General features: G+C 43.1%; 16 protein-coding genes. 1 reads left to right on the top strand and 15 read right to left on the bottom strand.

Annotated elements, in window-relative coordinates:
* Positions 1-4: 4 nt before the first annotated feature.
* From K7887_RS08415 to K7887_RS08400, 4 genes are all read right to left on the bottom strand, one after another.
* Complete coding sequence (locus K7887_RS08415) at positions 5-397, bottom strand: hypothetical protein (RefSeq protein WP_223493119.1); 393 nt, start codon at positions 395-397, stop codon at positions 5-7.
* Positions 398-530: 133 nt separating this feature from the next.
* A complete protein-coding gene (locus K7887_RS08410; RefSeq protein WP_223493117.1) occupies positions 531-1,094 on the bottom strand; it encodes a sugar O-acetyltransferase in 564 nt (187 codons plus the stop codon).
* 35 nt (positions 1,095-1,129) lie between these two features.
* Positions 1,130-2,062 (bottom strand): nucleoside hydrolase, encoded by a 933-nt coding sequence (locus K7887_RS08405; RefSeq protein ID WP_223493116.1) that lies wholly within the window; start codon positions 2,060-2,062, stop codon positions 1,130-1,132.
* Positions 2,063-2,147: 85 nt separating this feature from the next.
* A complete protein-coding gene (locus tag K7887_RS08400; protein WP_223493112.1) occupies positions 2,148-3,074 on the bottom strand; it encodes a phosphatidate cytidylyltransferase in 927 nt (308 codons plus the stop codon).
* A 108-nt stretch (positions 3,075-3,182) separates the two neighbouring features.
* Between K7887_RS08400 and K7887_RS08395 the strand changes: the two genes are divergently transcribed.
* Entirely contained in the window at positions 3,183-3,734 is a 552-nt protein-coding gene (locus tag K7887_RS08395; RefSeq protein WP_223493110.1) for a C40 family peptidase, read from the top strand.
* 40 nt (positions 3,735-3,774) lie between these two features.
* Here the strand turns inward: K7887_RS08395 and K7887_RS08390 are convergent, their stop codons facing one another.
* The 11 genes from K7887_RS08390 to ilvA all read right to left on the bottom strand — a co-directional run bounded on the left by K7887_RS08390 (position 3,775) and on the right by ilvA (position 18,011).
* On the bottom strand, positions 3,775-4,746 hold the full coding sequence (locus K7887_RS08390; protein WP_223493109.1) for a DUF6612 family protein: 972 nt from the start codon (positions 4,744-4,746) through the stop codon (positions 3,775-3,777).
* Between the two features lie 841 nt (positions 4,747-5,587).
* A complete protein-coding gene (leuD, locus tag K7887_RS08385; RefSeq protein ID WP_223493108.1) occupies positions 5,588-6,178 on the bottom strand; it encodes a 3-isopropylmalate dehydratase small subunit in 591 nt (196 codons plus the stop codon).
* On the bottom strand, positions 6,178-7,599 hold the full coding sequence (gene leuC / locus K7887_RS08380) for a 3-isopropylmalate dehydratase large subunit (protein ID WP_223493107.1): 1,422 nt from the start codon (positions 7,597-7,599) through the stop codon (positions 6,178-6,180). Before leuC ends, leuD begins: the two co-directional genes overlap by 1 nt.
* A gap of 195 nt (positions 7,600-7,794) precedes the next feature.
* Positions 7,795-8,886 carry a 3-isopropylmalate dehydrogenase gene (leuB, locus tag K7887_RS08375; protein WP_223493106.1) on the bottom strand — a complete coding sequence of 364 codons (1,092 nt, stop codon included), beginning with the start codon at positions 8,884-8,886 and terminating at the stop codon, positions 7,795-7,797.
* Complete coding sequence (locus tag K7887_RS08370) at positions 8,883-10,433, bottom strand: 2-isopropylmalate synthase (RefSeq protein ID WP_223493105.1); 1,551 nt, start codon at positions 10,431-10,433, stop codon at positions 8,883-8,885. Before K7887_RS08370 ends, leuB begins: the two co-directional genes overlap by 4 nt.
* Entirely contained in the window at positions 10,420-11,445 is a 1,026-nt protein-coding gene (ilvC, locus tag K7887_RS08365) for a ketol-acid reductoisomerase (RefSeq protein WP_223493104.1), read from the bottom strand. Before ilvC ends, K7887_RS08370 begins: the two co-directional genes overlap by 14 nt.
* A 33-nt stretch (positions 11,446-11,478) precedes the next feature.
* On the bottom strand, positions 11,479-11,736 hold the full coding sequence (gene ilvN / locus K7887_RS08360) for an acetolactate synthase small subunit (RefSeq protein WP_010192589.1): 258 nt from the start codon (positions 11,734-11,736) through the stop codon (positions 11,479-11,481).
* Positions 11,733-13,448, bottom strand: a complete 1,716-nt coding sequence (gene ilvB, locus K7887_RS08355) for a biosynthetic-type acetolactate synthase large subunit (RefSeq protein WP_223493102.1) — start codon at positions 13,446-13,448, stop codon at positions 11,733-11,735. Before ilvB ends, ilvN begins: the two co-directional genes overlap by 4 nt.
* 27 nt (positions 13,449-13,475) lie before the next feature.
* Complete coding sequence (ilvD, locus tag K7887_RS08350; protein ID WP_223493101.1) at positions 13,476-15,143, bottom strand: dihydroxy-acid dehydratase; 1,668 nt, start codon at positions 15,141-15,143, stop codon at positions 13,476-13,478.
* 132 nt (positions 15,144-15,275) lie between these two features.
* The gene (gene ilvE, locus K7887_RS08345) at positions 15,276-16,220 is read right to left on the bottom strand and encodes a branched-chain-amino-acid transaminase (protein WP_010192582.1); all 945 of its coding nucleotides are present in this window, start codon (positions 16,218-16,220) and stop codon (positions 15,276-15,278) included.
* A gap of 528 nt (positions 16,221-16,748) precedes the next feature.
* Positions 16,749-18,011 (bottom strand): threonine ammonia-lyase IlvA, encoded by a 1,263-nt coding sequence (gene ilvA, locus K7887_RS08340; RefSeq protein WP_223493100.1) that lies wholly within the window; start codon positions 18,009-18,011, stop codon positions 16,749-16,751.
* Between the last annotated feature and the right edge of the window lie 5 nt (positions 18,012-18,016).

Here is an 18,016-nt window from a genome sequence, read left to right as displayed (position 1 = left end):
TCACTTAATAATGCCTTACAAGTAAAATTAATTTCAGCAATGGATATACTACAATCGCCATCGACAACTGTACATATAAAACCATCTCCACGGAAATTCGCTCCATAATCAAAAGCAACACCGAACATACTACACTTGTAGCCATAAGGATGTAAGCAACATGTCCACTTTTCTGGTTAATTTCAGCACGCTTTCTCTTTGTCGGACGATAATGCCGTCTCATGACAGCTCGGATGATTTCCGATAAACCAAGCAGAATGAAAACAACTGGGATGTATTTCAGTTTTCCTGAATTGTGTGCTTCTACGAGCAAAAACACTCCAAACAGCATAATAAATATCGGCAAGCCAAAGGCTATTATTGGTTGATCAAATAAAGAATGCTCTTCTTTTTCCAAAACCGTCCCTCCCACCAAATACACTAGTATGTACAGTTCCGCAACTAAATTGGAAACAATGATTCATATGTAAAAAACAAAAGAAGAATCGTTACATTATATGCAACGATTACTAGAAAAAATGATAGATTCTTTATTTTACTTCGATTTCTTTTATAACCCGCGCAGGATTTCCTCCAACCACTACATTCGGAGGAACGTCTTTTGTCACAACAGCACCGGATGCAACAACCACGTTATCACCGATTGTCACTCCTGGATTAATAACGGCACTGCCGCCGATCCAGACGTTATCACCGATTTTTACCGGAATCCCGTATTCAGGACCCTTGTTTCTTTCCACAGGATCAATAGGGTGTGTTGCTGTGTAGATATGTACACCAGGTGCTAGCATACAGTTATCTCCAAACTCTACTTTACATACATCAAGTATGCAACAGTCGAAGTTTGCGAAGAAGTTTTCTCCTACATGAATATTGTATCCATAGTCACAACGGAAGTTTGGTTCAAGATAAACGTTTTCCCCTGTAGATCCGAAAAGTTCCTTAAGAAGTTCCACTCTTCGGTCCCCTTCTGTTTCGGTGGTTTCGTTGATTAGTCGACTTAGCCTTCTTGCGTTAACCCTCTCCTCCATTAACTCTGGGTCCCAAGGTTTATACAACTCTCCAGCGAGCATTTTTTCTTTTTCGGTAGCCACTTTTTTTCCTCCTTCATTTGACGAACCTTATCTTATTATAAAGGTCTTGTTAATACTTGAAAAACTTCTTGCAAAAAGTGCTCGTAATCGAAGCCTAAAGCGATGTGATGTTTACTCTCATCATCCGAGTCCATATGACGGAAGTCTGCAAACGATTTGCCCCTTGTCTTCCCTTCTACCACGACATGCACTTTTTTAGCCAAGTACTGCATTCTTTGTGGATGGGCGACAGAATAGATTGTTAATAAGTCATGAAAAGGGGCGCCCTCCATTCCAGGTACCAGTTTTGAATAGGCCTTCGCATAAAATTTTATTATCGGAATGTATATACCTTTAAATGTATTTTTACTATAGTACTCAAGGGCTTCCCCATAATCATTTGTGATGATTGCCTTTTGAGTGACATTTAGAGGCGTTAGGAAAACTTTTTTACCGTGAGCTAATAATAGATTGGCTGAGGTAGGGTCTCCGAAGAAATTCGCTTCCGCTACAGGGGTAACATTCCCCGGTACCATGAAAGCTCCTCCCATAATATGCAGTTCTTTTACCTTACCCATCACTTCCCTGTTTAATAAAAAACATGCAGCCAAAGTGGTTGATCTGCCTAAGTCGGCAATGACTACATCTTTATTTCGGTTAATAATATCAAATACCTCACCAAGGTTATGAATTTTAAACTGGTTGGCCCCCTTTTTTACTTTAATAGGACCGATACCATCTTCTCCATGTATCTCTGGATAATAGTTGGCAAGTTCTCCGGAAACCGGCATCTCTGCACCATTAAATATCGGGATATCTATCCTGCCGGCTAATTGCAATATATGTGCCGCATTATTAGCAGCAGTAATCTTATCCACATTTCCGTAACTGCACACAAGACCAAGAACTTCTATCTCAGGATGAAGCAGCGCATAAATTAAAGCCATTGCATCATCTATTCCCGGATCACAAAAAATCAGCAGCTTCATACATCATTCCTCCTAATAACCTGTTATTGTAAATTATTAGGAATGGTGTAAAAATATGTGATTCGAAAGATGTATTTGTTTTACCTTACATGAAATCAAAGTAATAACGGATAACGTGAAAGAAAATCGGGGCAGAATATGCAAGGCTGTCCACTCTTGTCAAATAGCTTTTCTTCAGCACAGAGGCCTTTTCGTCATCACCTACTAGAAGATCTCGTTTCAACACAGATACAGCCAAACTTCCTCCAAAACAAGCAACGCTTATAATGAGACCCGATAGTAAACCGAACAATTCATTTAATGGAGTTAAGTAGGCAAATAGATTATAAGAGACTCCTGTTGTTACGAACGTGGAGATGAGAAACCCCTCCCACGTGATGTTCGGGTTGGATGATGGGATGACCTTCTTTTTTCCTATATACAGTGAAATCAAATATTGAATCACATCATGCAATTGTGTCAGGACAACCAAATATAACACAAGGTTTGCACCATATTCTGGAGTTGCTACTTGATAGAATGCCAGATGACTAAGCCCGAAAACCATCAACATCAGTCCCCATTGCGTGGAGCTGACGGAGCGAAGAAATCCGACCGTCCCTTTCCCAAGTATCCTCGGCAAAGGCAAGAATAAAAATACGTAAACCGGGATAAATACGATGAACATGCCATACCACCCGATATAGATCCAATAAAACTGAATCGGAATGGAGAGGTACGCCCACAAAAATAATTGTCTGTCGACCTTACGGGTACGTAATATCGAGAAATACTCTTTTAAAGAAAAAAAACATAAACACATAAGAGCAAATAACGATACAAGCGGATGAAACAACGTCGCAATACTAAATACTGCTAGCATCCCCCACCACGTTTTCACCCGCACCGATAAATCCGAGAAATCCTTAGACGTAGTATTTCTCTTCACTATGTAAAAAATGACACTAAATACACTTAACCCAAAAGCAATAACTAATAATGTTATGACTGCCTCTTTCTCGAAAATAAACATAAAAATCCCCCTATCTACCTATTATTATGAAATTAATGGTTAATTTTGGTCAAGAGAAATTATATAATATAATAGTAGAAATTAATTTTTAAAAAGGTGTTGGGGAAGATGGAAGATACATATGTTTACATATTACTTACTGATACAGGTACCTTATTTACCAAATCCATAAAAAAATACACGAAAGCCCCATATAATCATGTATCTCTTTCCTTTGACAGTGAGTTAAAGGAGTTATACAGTTTTGGCAGGAAACGTCCAAGCAATCCTTTTAATGGCGGCTTTGTCCGCGAGGATGTAGAGAATGGAACATATAGAAAATATCCAGGCACGACTTGTGTGTTATATAGGATGGCCGTTTCCAAACGGGAAGTAGAAAAAATGAGGAGAATCATTGGAGTTTTTCAAAAAAAAGAAACCAAATGGTTCTATAATTTGCTCGGGGTGATCGGGGTTTCCATAAATGAACCTGTAGAAATTGATTCCAGTTATTTCTGCTCCCAGTTTGTTTCAGATGTTCTTCACCGCTCCGGTATCAAGTTATGGGATAAACTTCCCTCCCTTGTCACACCTGATGATTTCAGGCAAAGCGACCGGTTGGAATGGGTATATGAAGGAAAACTGTATGACTATCAGCCTGTAAGATTACGAATGACGTAAAAGGAAGGGAGGAACCTACAAAATGGCTCCTCCCCTTTTATTAGTAGCTGCCTTGCTGTTCCATTTGTTCAAGATCTTCTTCGGAAATTTCCTGCGCACTGTCAATAACTTCTTGAGGGACAGTAATTTCCCCTACTTCATCAAAGTTTGTCAATGTTGAATCCATCACCTGAATGCTTGACACCTTTTCTCCATCAACATCCATTTCCATATCCATATTTAATAGAACCTTCGTTTGATAGAAGCTTTCTTTATCGATATGAACCAAATAGTTTAATTGATTGACTGTCATCATAGAGAGCATTTCTTGCATCATTTCTCCCATGTCGTCTCCCATCATACCGCCAATCATCCCTGCCATTTCATTGAATTGTTCACCAGATCCTTCAAAGTTCAACACATAGTGTCCTTCTTCTTCTGTCATTGTGATCTCATCAGTGTAGTCTTTTAGCATCTCTAACTGTTCTGCTGGATTTGTTTGCATTTCAGACATTGCGTTTAACTGTGCTGTAAATTCTTCCGGCATTTTAAACCATTGCCCAGCCATCGAATCGTATATGAAGAAACCGTCCTCAGAAAAATACGATTCATTTTCCATGCCCTCCATCATTCCATCGGCATCTTCAATTGAAGTTACCTGATACATCGCCATTGGATTTAGTGACATATCTGTTGTGGTGGTGGTAACCATTTTAATGGTATCTTCCCCTGCCATGGAAATCTCCTGATCAGAGATCATTTCCATGGAATAACTTGAAAGTCCAGCCATTGCTTCTGTAGATTTCTGTAGCACTTCATCTGCAGTCATTTCTTCTTGTTCTTCTGTATCTGTTTCTTCTGAAGCATCAACTTCCTCTACCTCAGTAGTGGCATTCGTTGTTTCCTCGTTCGTTGACTCTTCTGCTTCTGCATTCCCCTCTGTATTGCCACTCGCCCCATTGGAGGAGTTTCCACAAGCTGTAAGTAACATGACAGCCAGGATACCCACCAACATCATTTTCAAAGATTTCACATAATCCTCTCCTGTTCTCACTTGTTTTATAGACTATTTTCTTTTACCCTTATAAAGGATAAAAATAACAATATTAACAAAAAGTTCATAAGTAAATTTTTTCTAGTAAACTCATTGTTTCTCATCTTTAGATACGAGGAGGATTAAGAGTTGGTTTCAAAATTAGGAGTAATTAGTAAAATATACCTAGCAGGAATGCTTCTATTAGACATTTCTACCTCTTCGGACGAAGCTTAGGGCGTTTAGAACGCTTCTATTAGACATTTCCTCCTCTTCAGACAGAGCTTCGGGCGTTTAGAACGCTTTTATTAGACATTTTCTCCTTTTCAGACAGAGCTTCGGGCATTTAGAACGCTTTTATTAGACATTTTCTCCTTTTCAGACGAAGCTTCGGGTGTTTAGATTCGCCCAGTCTTATAAAACTTGGTTAATCCTCGCTGTTGCTTTCCGCTAATGGCTTCGCTTTCCACGGGGCGACCTTGAGCCTCCTCGCGTTCGCTGCGGGGTCTCAACATTGCCGCTACTCCCCCGTGGGAGTCTACGCCATTAGCTCCAATACACAGCTGAAAATTACGAGAACGAAATGTTAGTGCTTTTTCAGTCAACTCAGTTTGATACCTTTTCACAAACCCTTAATTAAATGAAGTTACCTTGTTGATTGAAGTGGAAGGCGCGCAGACGCCCGCGGGAGGAAGGGACAGGTGAGACCCCGCAGAGGAGGCTCACGGACCGCCCGCAGGCAAGCGAAGCGCCTGGAACGGAAATCAACTGAATTATATACTTTCTTATCTTTCAACAAAAAACCACCGCCTTTACTCAAAAGGCGATGGTCTTCACAAATCTAGTAAACTCTTCTTGTTTGCTCATATTCATAAATCTCTTCCGTATACATTTCGGTCAGGCCGATATCATCCAGTCCTTTCAACAGCATCTGTTTCCGATATTCATCCGCTTCAAAATGATACTTCAAGTCATCTCCAACACAAACCTCCTGGTACTCAAGATCCACCTCAAGTTCAATTAGCTCATTAGAGGTTTTTTGAAAAAGCTCCTCCACCTCTTCCTCTTTTAAAACAACTGGTAAAATTCCGTTTTTAAAGCAGTTGTTATAAAAGATATCTGCAAAGGATGGTGCAATGACCACTTTGATTCCATAATCCTTTAGCGCCCATGGTGCGTGTTCTCTAGAGGATCCACAACCGAAATTCTTTCGTGCCAAGAGAATAGATGCACCTTCGAATTTAGGGTCATTCATGATGAATGTATTATTCTCTTCTCCATTCGCTTCAAAACGCCAATCATAAAAGAGAAATTGACCAAATCCTGTTCGTTCGATTCTTTTCAAAAATTGCTTTGGAATAATTTGATCTGTATCGACGTTGGCCTTATCTAAGGGGATTACATTTCCGATATGATTGATGAGTGCTTCCATTAGACGACCTCCTCTTTTTCATATCGCCATTCATTGACATTGACAAACCGTCCGCTAATCGCAGCAGCGGCGGCCATTGCCGGACTGACCAGATGTGTTCTGGCCCCTCTGCCTTGTCTGCCTTCAAAGTTTCGGTTGGAGGTGGAGGCACATCTTTTCCCTGCTGGGACAACATCCGGGTTCATGCTGAGACACATGCTGCATCCGGCCTCTCTCCATTCAAATCCCGCCTCTAAAAACACTTCATGAAGGCCTTCTTCTTCCGCCTGTTTTTTCACCTGTTTGGAACCTGGTACGACAAGCGCCGTAACTTGTGGTGAAACGGACCTTCCTTTTACCACTTCTGCTGCTTTACGTAAATCCTCAATACGTGAATTTGTACAGGATCCGATAAACACATAATCAATGGCAATATCAGATATTTTCATACCAGGGGTCAGACCCATATAGTCGATTGCTTGAGCAACAGATTTCCTTTCCCCTTCATTTTCAATGGTTGCAGGGTCTGGCACCCTGCCGCTGATACTTGTTCCCATCGAGGGATTTGTTCCCCATGTTACTTGCGGTTCAAGATTGGTAATGTCGAATTGGATTTCTTTATCATACACCGCACCCTCATCTGAACGAAGCGCGTACCAATCCACTTCCGCCTTATTACGTTCCTCTCCGACAGGGGCATATTTTCTTCCTTTTAAATAGGAGAAAGTCGTTTCATCCGGCGCCACAAGTCCAGCACGGGCACCACCTTCAATGGCCATATTACAGATGGTCATGCGTTCTTCCATGGACATCTCTTCAATCACCTTACCGGTAAATTCAAGCACATACCCTGTTCCAAAATCTGTCCCGTATTTGGCAATCACAGCCAAGATGAGATCTTTGGCAGATACACCTAATGGTCTCAGTCCTGTGAAATCTACTTTTAACGTCTTTGGCTTTGACTGCCACAAGCATTGGGTCGCAAGGACATGCTCCACTTCACTTGTTCCAATACCGAAAGCCAATGCACCAAATGCACCGTGTGTGGATGTATGGCTGTCACCGCAAACGATGGTTTTGCCTGGTAGAGTCAACCCGAGTTCAGGACCGATTACATGGACAATTCCTTGTTCTGTACTGTGAAGGTCTGCAAGTCTGATTCCAAATTCTTTGCAGTTTGCTTCCAGGGTGGTCATTTGTTTGGAGGCGATTTCGTCTGTAACATGGAACGGGTTGATGGTTGGGACATTGTGGTCCATGGTTGCAAATGTCAGGTCTGGTTGTCGTACTTTTCTTCCTGAAAGGCGTAGGCCTTCGAATGCTTGAGGAGAGGTGACTTCGTGCACCAAGTGGAGGTCGATGTACAACAGGCTTGGTTTGTTCTCCTCTTTTACTACTGTATGACGATCCCAGATTTTCTCGAATAGTGTTCTTGGCTGCATGTCACTCACCTTCCGTTTTTTCATAATTATCTCTGTTTAACTCCTTTCGATTTCCGTTCCAGGTGTTCGCTTTCCGCGGGACGACGCTTGAGCCTCCTCACTTCGTTGCGGGGTCTCAACCAACCGTTATCCCCCGCAGGAGTCTCACACCTTGCACTTCAATCTACAGGTAAATTCTTTTACTTTGAAGACTTACTAATTCTTTATTGGCGCTCTTAGGTAGCTTCTTACTGTTTCTCCCATTTGGGCGGAGCCGAGGAGGCGTTCCCATTCTGAGCCGATGTCTTGGGTGCGGTAGCCTTCTTCTAGTGCTAGGTCTACTGCTTTTTCAACAGAGGCTGCTTCTTCCTCTAAACCGAGGGAGTGTCTTAAAAGCATTGCGGCTGAAAGAATAGTAGCCAATGGGTTGGCAATATTTTTTCCAGCTATGTCCGGTGCGGAACCATGAATGGGTTCATACAGTCCAGGGCCATCTACTCCAAGACTTGCGGAAGGCAACATCCCAAGAGAGCCAGTGAGCATGGAAGCTTCGTCGCTTAAAATGTCTCCAAACATGTTTTCTGTCACGATGACGTCAAACTGTCGCGGGTTTCTGACCAATTGCATGGCAGCATTATCTACTAGCATGTGATCTAATTGGACATCAGGATATTCCTTTGCGATCCGGTTGGCGGTTTCCCTCCAAAGCCTGCTGCTTTCCAACACATTTGCTTTATCAACAGATGTAAGTTTTTTCTTTCTTCCTTGCGCAACTTCAAATCCTTTTCGGAGGATTCGTTCCATCTCTTTTTCCGTATAGTGAAGCGTATCTATTACCTCTAGACCATCCTTTCCCTGTCTTCTTTCACGGGGAGACCCAAAATAAATGCCGCCTGTCAGTTCCCTGACTATTACAATATCTGTATCTAGAACCACTTCTCTTTTTAATGGAGAAGCATGGATAAGAGATTCAAACAGGGTGACAGGACGGAGGTTGGCATAAAGTTTCAACGCTTTACGGATTCCCAGCAATCCTGCTTCCGGCCTTCTCTCAGACGTTTCCTCATCCCATTTTGGACCGCCAACTGCTCCTAAAAGGACCGCGTGGCTGTTCTTACATATTTCCACTGTCTCTTGTGGAAGAGGAGTTCCTGTCTCATCGACAGCAACTCCCCCGATCTTGCCGTAGTTAAAAGTGAATGTATGTTGAAAATTCTTGGCCACCTGCTCTAGTACAAGTATCGCTTCCCTTACCACTTCTGGGCCGATGCCGTCACCAGGCAGGACGCTGATGGTAAACTGACTCATCCTACCTCCACCCCTTTTGTTGAGTATCTTGCAAATTTTTCTTTTATGGATAAACGATTAACTGCATCCAGATAAGCTTTTGCTGAAGCTTCTAGTACATCATGCTCTATTCCTCTTCCGCTTGAAACTTCGCCTTCACAACTTATTTTCACATACACCTCGGCAAGCGCGTCACTTCCGTTTGTGGTAGATTGAATGCGATAGTCAAGCAGCGATATTTCTTTTTGAAGAATTCTGGAGATGGTATTGTATACAGATTCTACACTGCCTTTTCCTGTAGCGGACTCTTGGAGCACTTCTCCGTCCTCTGTTTTAATAGCAATGGTTGTCGTTGGAATAATATTGGATCCATAAGAGATTTGTAAGGTTTCCATTCGGTAATGAGGGAATAGTCCCTTCACGGATGAATCCATCATCAATGCAAAAATATCATCCTCGGTTACTTCCTTCTTTTTCACCGTAAGATCTTTGAACGCTTTAAACAGTTTTTTCCCTTCTTCTTCATTTAAAAATAGTCCCAGTTCCTCGCATCGTTGTTTGAAGGCATGGCTGCCGGAGTGCTTGCCAAGAACCATTTTATTCGAATGAAGACCGACCATCTCTGGGTTGATAACTTCATAGGTGCTCTTGTTTTTCAATACTCCATCCTGGTGGATACCTGATTCATGGGCAAAAGCATTTGCTCCTACAACTGCTTTGTTTTGCGGGACTATCATACCGGTCAGTTTGCTGACAAGATTGCTGGTTCTGACCGTTTGCTTAAGATCAATATTGGTTTCCACCTCGTATACGTCTTTTCTTATTTGAAGGGCTACGATGATTTCTTCCAATGATGCATTCCCTGCACGTTCTCCGATTCCATTGATGGTCCCTTCGATCTGATCGACACCGCTTTGGATGGCTGAGAGTGAATTAGAAACGGCCATTCCAAGGTCGTCGTGGCAATGGGCAGAGAGTTTGACTTTATGGATATTGGGAACATGTTCGCGAATATATGTGATTAATTGAGCATATTCCAGTGGAGTTGTATAGCCTACCGTATCAGGAAGGTTGATGACATTTGCCCCTGCATCAATAACCTTTTCAATGATATGAGCTAAAAATGGCCATTCACTTCTTGTTGCGTCTTCAGCAGACCATTGCACATGGTCGAAATATTGTTTTGCATATTCGACTGCCTGAACGGCTGCCTCTACTACTTCTTTCGGCTTTTTCTTTAACTTATACTCCATATGAATGGGGGAGGTTGCCAAGAATACATGAACGCCGTTCTTTTCAGCATCCTTCACTGCTTCATAAACAGCATCGATATCTGATTTGACGGACCGTGCAAGGCCAACCACTCTTGACTTTTTGATGGTCTTGGCAATTTGCTGGACTGCTTGAAAGTCCCCGTAGGAGGAAGCAGGAAACCCTGCCTCCATGACATCCACTCCGTATTTTTCTAACTGAATCGCTATTTCTAATTTTTCATGCGGATGAAGATTCACTCCGGCTGACTGTTCACCATCTCGTAGGGTAGTATCAAATATGTCAACCTTTCGCACTGCCAACGACTCCTTTCTTCTTCGATTGGATGAATGGCATTTTCGCGCGGAGCTCCCTTCCTACCACTTCGAGTGGGTGATGTTTTTCTTGCTCATTGATAGAGTGGAACATTGGACGGTTTGCTTGGTTTTCAAGCACCCAGCCTTTTGCAAATTGTCCAGATTGGATTTCTGAAAGGATTTTTCTCATTTCATGCTTTGTTCCGTCATTGACTACTCGAGGTCCGGCTGTAAAGTCGCCCCACTGTGCTGTATCAGAGATAGAATATCGCATTCCTTCTAATCCGTTTTCATATAAAAGATCTACGATTAGTTTTAGTTCATGTAAACACTCAAAGTAGGCAACTTCCGGTTGGTAGCCTGCTTCCACCAGCGTTTCGAATCCAGCTTTCACTAGGGCCGTCGTTCCGCCGCACAGTACTGCTTGTTCTCCGAATAGATCTGTTTCTGTTTCTTCTTTAAAAGTTGTTTCCATTACAGCTGCTCTTCCGGCACCAACCGCTTTACTGTAGGCCAATGCGACCTCTTTTGCTTCCCCTGAAGCATTTTGATGGACTGCGAAAAGCGCAGGTACACCGCCGCCTTCTTCATATACACGTCTTACTAAATGGCCAGGTCCTTTAGGAGCGACCAGGAATACATCCACGTCTTTCGGAGGAACCACCTGATGGAAATGGACATTGAAGCCATGGGCAAATGCCAATGCTTTTCCTTGTGTGAGATGTGGTTCAATTTCCTGTTTGTACACTTCTGGTTGCCTTTCGTCAGGAAGTAATACCATTACCACGTCTGCCTGGGCTACTGCTTCTCCCACGGAGTATACTTGGAATCCGTCTTCTTTTGCTTTTTCCCATGAGCCTCCGGGTCGAACGCCTACTACTACTTCTACGCCGCTGTCACGTAAGTTTTGTGCATGTGCATGGCCTTGGGATCCATATCCTACTACTGCTACCTTTTTCCCGTTTAATGCTGCTTGCGAGATGTCGTCGTTATAATACATATGTGCTGTCATTTGAAATTCCTCCTTATTTATACGAATATTCCGTTAATTTGTTAGAGCAATCTGCTCAGATATGTCTGTGATTTGGATAACGTCGATTTGTTTGTCTAATTGGAGCTTTATTTTCTCCACTTCTTGTTCCTCGACCACGTTAACGACAATGGTCATGAGGGAAATAGAAGATTCATTGACAGGCGCTACTGCCAGGCTTTCAATGTTTAATCCCTTTCGCAAGAACAGATTAGTCAATCGGTTCAAAACTCCAAGCTGGTTGTTTACTAGGAGCGACAATGTTCGCTTCATGGCTTCACACCTTCCATTTGTTGAATTCCTTTTCCAGGAGCAATCATCGGATACACATTTTCCTTTTGAGTCACTCGGCAATCTAATAGATAGGGCTCATCTGTTGCAAGGGCTGCGGCAAATGCCGTGCGGAACTCTGCTTCATTTTCAACAACCGCTGCCTTGATCCCGAATGCGTCGGACAGTTTGACATAGTCTGGCTGGTTCGGAAGTAAGGACTCAGAGTATCTTTCCTTATAAAAGAGCTGCTGCCATTGTCGTACCATTCCCATAGATTGATTGTTTACGAGCACTACTTTTACAGGAAGTTTATATTCTTTCAGGACAGCCAGTTCCTGCAGTGTCATTTGGAAACCAGCATCGCCAAGGACTGCTACAACAGTAGATGGCGGTTCTGCCACCTGCGCGCCAATTGCTGCAGGTAACCCAAAGCCCATTGTACCGAGGCCTCCTGACGTGACCCAGCGATCAGGCTTTTGAAATCCGTGGAATTGCGCTGCCCACATTTGATGCTGCCCTACGTCTGTTGTGACAATGGCTTCCCCTTTGGTTAGTTCATGAACAAGCTCTACTAGCTTTTGAGGCTTGAATGTTTCTCCATCTTCTACATACCATAGGGGATAATCTTCTTTAGATTGTAAGAGTTGTTCGAGCCAACTACTTGTATCCGCCGTTTCTGGTAACTCTTTTAATAGTAATTGAAGGGACTTTGCTGCATCCCCGATTACTGGATAATCTGTTGGAACATTTTTGCCGATTTCGGAAGGATCGATATCAAAATGAACCACCTTGGCGAATTTCGCAAACTCCTCAAGGTTACCTGTAAGTCTGTCATCAAATCTTGCGCCGATATTGATGATCAGGTCTGCTTGATATAAGGCCATGTTGGCTGTATACGTTCCATGCATGCCGGCCATCCCGAGAAAAAGAGGGTGGTCTGCCGGAAAGCTGCCAAGGCCAAGTAATGTATTTGCTACTGGAATCGTTGTTTTGGCAACCAGTTCTTTTAATTCATTGGTCGCTTTACTGTGGAGAACGCCTGCGCCAGCTAAAATGACGGGCTTTTCCGCTTTTTTCAAGGCCTGCGCTACTTTTTTAACTGCCTGTGGATCCGGTTCAGTCTGTAACTTGTAACCAGGCAGGTGCACATCTTTAGAATAGTCGTAAATGCCAGAGGTGGCCGTGATGTCTTTAGGTATGTCAATCAATACCGGCCCTGGTCTCCCTGTGGATGCAATATGGAAGGCTTCTTTAAAGATTCTTGGGAGTTCTTTTACATCCTGGACTTGAAAATTATGCTTGGTAATCGGCATTGAAATTCCTAAAATCGGTGCTTCTTGAAAGGCGTCTGATCCAAGCACTTGTGAGTTGACCTGCCCGGTAATGACAACAAGTGGCAGTGAGTCAATCATTGCATCCGCAAGACCTGTGACGATGTTGGTGGCACCAGGACCCGAAGTGGCAATAACCACTCCCGGTCTACCGGTAACCCTTGCGTACCCTTCCGCTGCATGGATGGCACCTTGTTCATGTCTTGTCAAAAGATGTGGGATTCCACCGTCATATAGTGCGTCATAAATGTTTAGTACAGCGCCACCGGGATAGCCGAATATCACTTCCACTTTCTCTTCTTTTAACGCTTCGACAATCATCCGTGAACCTGTCAGCAACTTTTGTGCCACCTTTGTTCCGCTCTCTTCCACTGTACTCATTCGTTCTCCACCTCCTTAGTTTTTAACTTATACTTTTAAGATTCCACCTGTATTGGCTGAAGTCACCAGTGCTGCATATCTTGCAAGGTAACCGCTTTTCACTTTTGATTCTGGTTGTTTCCAGTTCTGTTTTCTTGCTTCCAATACTTCGCTTTCCACTAGGAGATGGATAGAGCGTTTTTCCAGGTCAATTTGGATGATATCTCGGTTTTCCACGAATGCAATTGGTCCACCTTCTGCTGCCTCAGGGGAAATATGTCCAATGGAGATACCCCTTGATGCGCCAGAAAATCTTCCATCTGTGATAAGTGCTACTTTCGTGGATAATCCCCTTCCTGCGATGGAGGAAGTCGGTGCAAGCATCTCCGGCATTCCTGGTCCGCCTTTTGGACCCTCGTACCTGATAACCACTACGTGTCCTTCACGAACTTGACCACTATTAATGCCTTCCTGGGCCTCATCTTGTGATTCAAAAATGATGGCTTCTCCTGTAAACGTTTTGATAGATGGATCTACAGCCCCGACTTTGATAACTCCTCCGTTTGGAGCAAGGTTACCAAACAGGATACTTAGCCCACCTACGGGACTGTATGGATTATCTTTACGTCGGATAACTTGATCGTTCACGATTTGTGCGTGATCTACCACTTCCTTGATGGTTTGACCGGAAATGGTGATTCTATCTGGGTGAATGGCGCCTTCCATTTGACATAATTCCTTGATGATGGCACTTACCCCACCTGCCTCATGAACATCTTCCATGGAGTAGTCTGATGCGGGACTTACTTTGCATAAATAAGGGACCCTTTCTGCAATTTTATTAATGTCTTCTAATTTGTACTCGATTCCAGCTTCATGTGCGATGGCAAGTGTATGTAGGACGGTATTGGTCGATCCGCCCATTGCCATATCCAGCGCAAAAGCGTCGTCGATTGCTTCTTTTGTGATGATATCTCTTGGTCTTACATCTTCTTCGATTTGTCTCATAAGATGCTTGGCTGCATCTTTGATCAGTTGGTGGCGTTCATTCGATGTTGCCACCATGGTACCGTTACCAGGCAGTGCCACTCCTAGCATTTCCATCAAGGTGTTCATCGAGTTTGCCGTGAACATCCCGGAGCAGGATCCGCATGTTGGACAAGCACTCGATTCAATCTCAAGCAGCTCTTCACGGGACATTTTTCCGGAAAGGACACTTCCTACTCCTTCAAAAACGGATACAAGTGATAATGGCCTGCCATCCTTTGTTCGACCGGCTTCCATTGGCCCTCCGGACACGAATACTGCTGGTACATTGGTTCTGGCCGCCGCCATCAGCATCCCTGGTGTGATCTTGTCACAGTTCGGGATGTAAAACACGCCGTCAAACCAGTGTGCATTGATAACCGTTTCTGCTGAGTCTGCAATCAGCTCCCGACTTGGAAGGGAATAGCGCATTCCGATGTGTCCCATCGCAATTCCGTCATCTACTCCAATTGTATTAAATTCGAAAGGCACTCCTCCCGCTTCCCTAATTGCTTCCTTTACTACTTCCGCGAATTTATTTAAATGCATATGCCCAGGGATAATATCTACATAAGAGTTACAAACACCGATAAACGGCTTATCCATATCCTCTTCCTTTACCCCAGCTGCCCGCAACAAACTTCTATGTGGTGCTCTATCAATACCTCTCTTGATCGTATTACTTCTCATCGGTTGCTTCACTCCTTAGAGAGGGGTCAGACCCCTCTTTATTGCTTTAGTGTAGTGAGGGTCAGACCCCTCTTTATTGCTTTAGTGTAGTGAGGGTCAGACCCCTCTTTAGCTCTTTACTTCTTTAACTCATTAATGATTCAACGCTTCGCCCAGCAACACTCCGCCGTTGATTTCCCAGCCTACTTGGGTTTCTTCTGGGTAGACTTTGTGGCCGTCTTCTACGACTAGTTGGCGGAAGCGGTTTAGGATTTTGTGGGTTTCTTTGCCTGGTTTTCCGTCCGCGATTTTTCTGCCGTCCAGGCTGATAACCGGGATTACTTCTGCGGCGGTACCTGTTAAGAATACTTCGTCGGCTACATACACATCGTGCCTTGTAAAAGGTTCTTCTCGAACGTCATAACCCATTTCGTTTGCCAGGTCGATGATGGCATTTCGCGTAATGCCTTCAAGTGCTCCAACGTAGCTTGGCGGCGTTAATAGTTTGTTGCCCTTCAGGATAAAGATGTTCTGACCTGATCCTTCTGCAACATAACCTTCTGTGTTAAGCGTAAGTGCCTCATTGGCACCTGCCATATTTGCTTCTGCTTTTACCATGATGTTGTTTAAATAGTTCAGTGATTTTACTTTCGGACTTAAAATATCCGGACGGTTTCTTCGAGTAGGAACGGTTACCATCGTAATCCCTACGTCGTAAAGTTCTTTAGGGAATAGTGCCAGTTGCTCAGCAATGACAATAAGGTTTGGAGTTTTGCATTTTGTGGGATCTAAACCGAGATCGCCGACTCCTCTTGACAGGACCAGTCGAATATAGGCCGTATCATGCAATTTGTTCTTTCTGAGAGTCTCGACGATAATATCCTCTAGTTCAGACATCGTATAGGGGACGTCCAATAATACAGACCTTGCAGAATCATATAATCTTTCAAGATGTTCGCGAAGACGGAATACATTTCCGTTATACATTCGGATTCCTTCAAAAACGCCATCGCCATATAGGAATCCATGATCATATACAGATACAACTGCCTTCTCTTTTTCTACTAGCTGCCCATTCATATAGATGTATCTACACATAACTAATCTCCTCTTTCTACTTTTTATTGTTTGAATATTCTGACATATAACAGTTTAAAAGTTGCCCCTTGGTCAGGTTGAATAAACGTCAAGCGTTCATCAGAACCTATCCGTAGAGGCTTTTTTCCCCGCGGTGTACACCATCTGTCAAGATCGTGCTGGTATCGCTCGGACCAGACATGATGGGAAAATGGGATGATACTGCAAAGATTTTTCTTTCTTGCACTACCACTTTACTTTCCTGAAATCATCGGAACCCTAGACACCCTTCTGATATGAGAAATGTTATTTCATTTATCAATGTTTCTTTGAGTTGATGTTATTTTAATACCGTCTATACAGGCAGTCAACACCTAATTTCAGATAATTCTAATTTTACAGATAATATAAAAACGCTTTCATTTTTGTTGTAATAACAAAGAAAACGCTTACAAATGTTTGTTAAATTTTTTTACATACCCTTCTTTTTTTCTCTCAAAACATAAAAAAAGAACGGGTTACCCCGTTCTTTTTCTAGACAAACTATAATTATATTAATAAATTAAACAACTGCTTATCTTTGTTAATCTCAATATACGTAAAGCCTTTCTTTTCCATTCGTTCAATAATGGCAAAATAATCGTCAGGCTTTCGTAATTCGACGCCAACCAACACCGGACCTTTGTCTCGGTTATTTTTCTTCGTGTACTCAAAACGCGTGATATCATCTGTCTCTCCCAGTACGTCCTCCATAAATTCCCGCAATGCTCCGGCACGCTGTGGGAAGTTGACAATAAAATAATGCTTAAGCCCTTCATAGATCAAGGACCTTTCTTTCATTTCCTGCATGCGGTCTAAATCATTATTGCCACCACTCACAATACAGACTACCGTCTTCCCGGCAATCTCATCTTTGTAAAAATCCAGTGCAGCAATGGACAACGCTCCTGCCGGCTCGGCAATAATGGCGTTTTCGTTGTACAAATTCAGGATGGTGGTACAGACTTTTCCTTCTGGAACCAATACCACATCATCTGCGAGGTCTTTTGTCAGTTCAAACGGCAGTTGTCCCACCTGTTTAACAGCCGCTCCATCTACAAAGCTATCAATCTCATTCAATCGCACCACTTCATTTTGAGCCAATGATTGCTTCATACCTGGAGCACCGAACGGTTCCACACCAATCAATTTAGTATCTGGACGCTTATTTTTCAAATAGGATCCCACACCTGAGATCAGTCCTCCACCGCCAATACTCATGAACACATGTGAACATTCCTCTTGCAATTGCTCAGAAATTTCTAAACCTACTGTTGCCTGGCCGGTGATTGTCAACCGATCGTCAAAGGGGTGAATAAACTTCATTCCTTCCTTTTCACAAACTTCCATTGCCTGCTGATAGGAATCATCGTATGTGTCACCAGTAAGCACGACTTCTGTAAACTCGCCGCCAAAAAACTCTACACGTGACACCTTTTGTCGTGGGGTAGTCGTCGGCATAAAGATCTTCCCTTTTATTCCAAGCTTTTTGCACGCATAGGCAACTCCTTGTGCATGGTTGCCTGCACTGGCACACACCACGCCATTTGCCCGTTGTTCCTCTGTTAAACTATGGACCGAATAGTACGCTCCTCTAATTTTAAACGATCTTACCATCTGCTGATCTTCCCGTTTCAAGTACACTTTACAGTTATATCGTTCTGAGAGAATGGTATCCAACTGAAGCGGGGTTCTGACCACCACATTCTTCAGTACCTCATAGGCATGCTCCACTTCTTCCGTTGTCACTCTTGATTGTAATGCTTTTGCCACTTTTA

This window comes from Sutcliffiella horikoshii, from assembly GCF_019931755.1.
Taxonomy (GTDB): domain Bacteria; phylum Bacillota; class Bacilli; order Bacillales; family Bacillaceae_I; genus Sutcliffiella_A; species Sutcliffiella_A horikoshii_E.
This window is presented reverse-complemented; position numbering and strand designations above follow the sequence as displayed.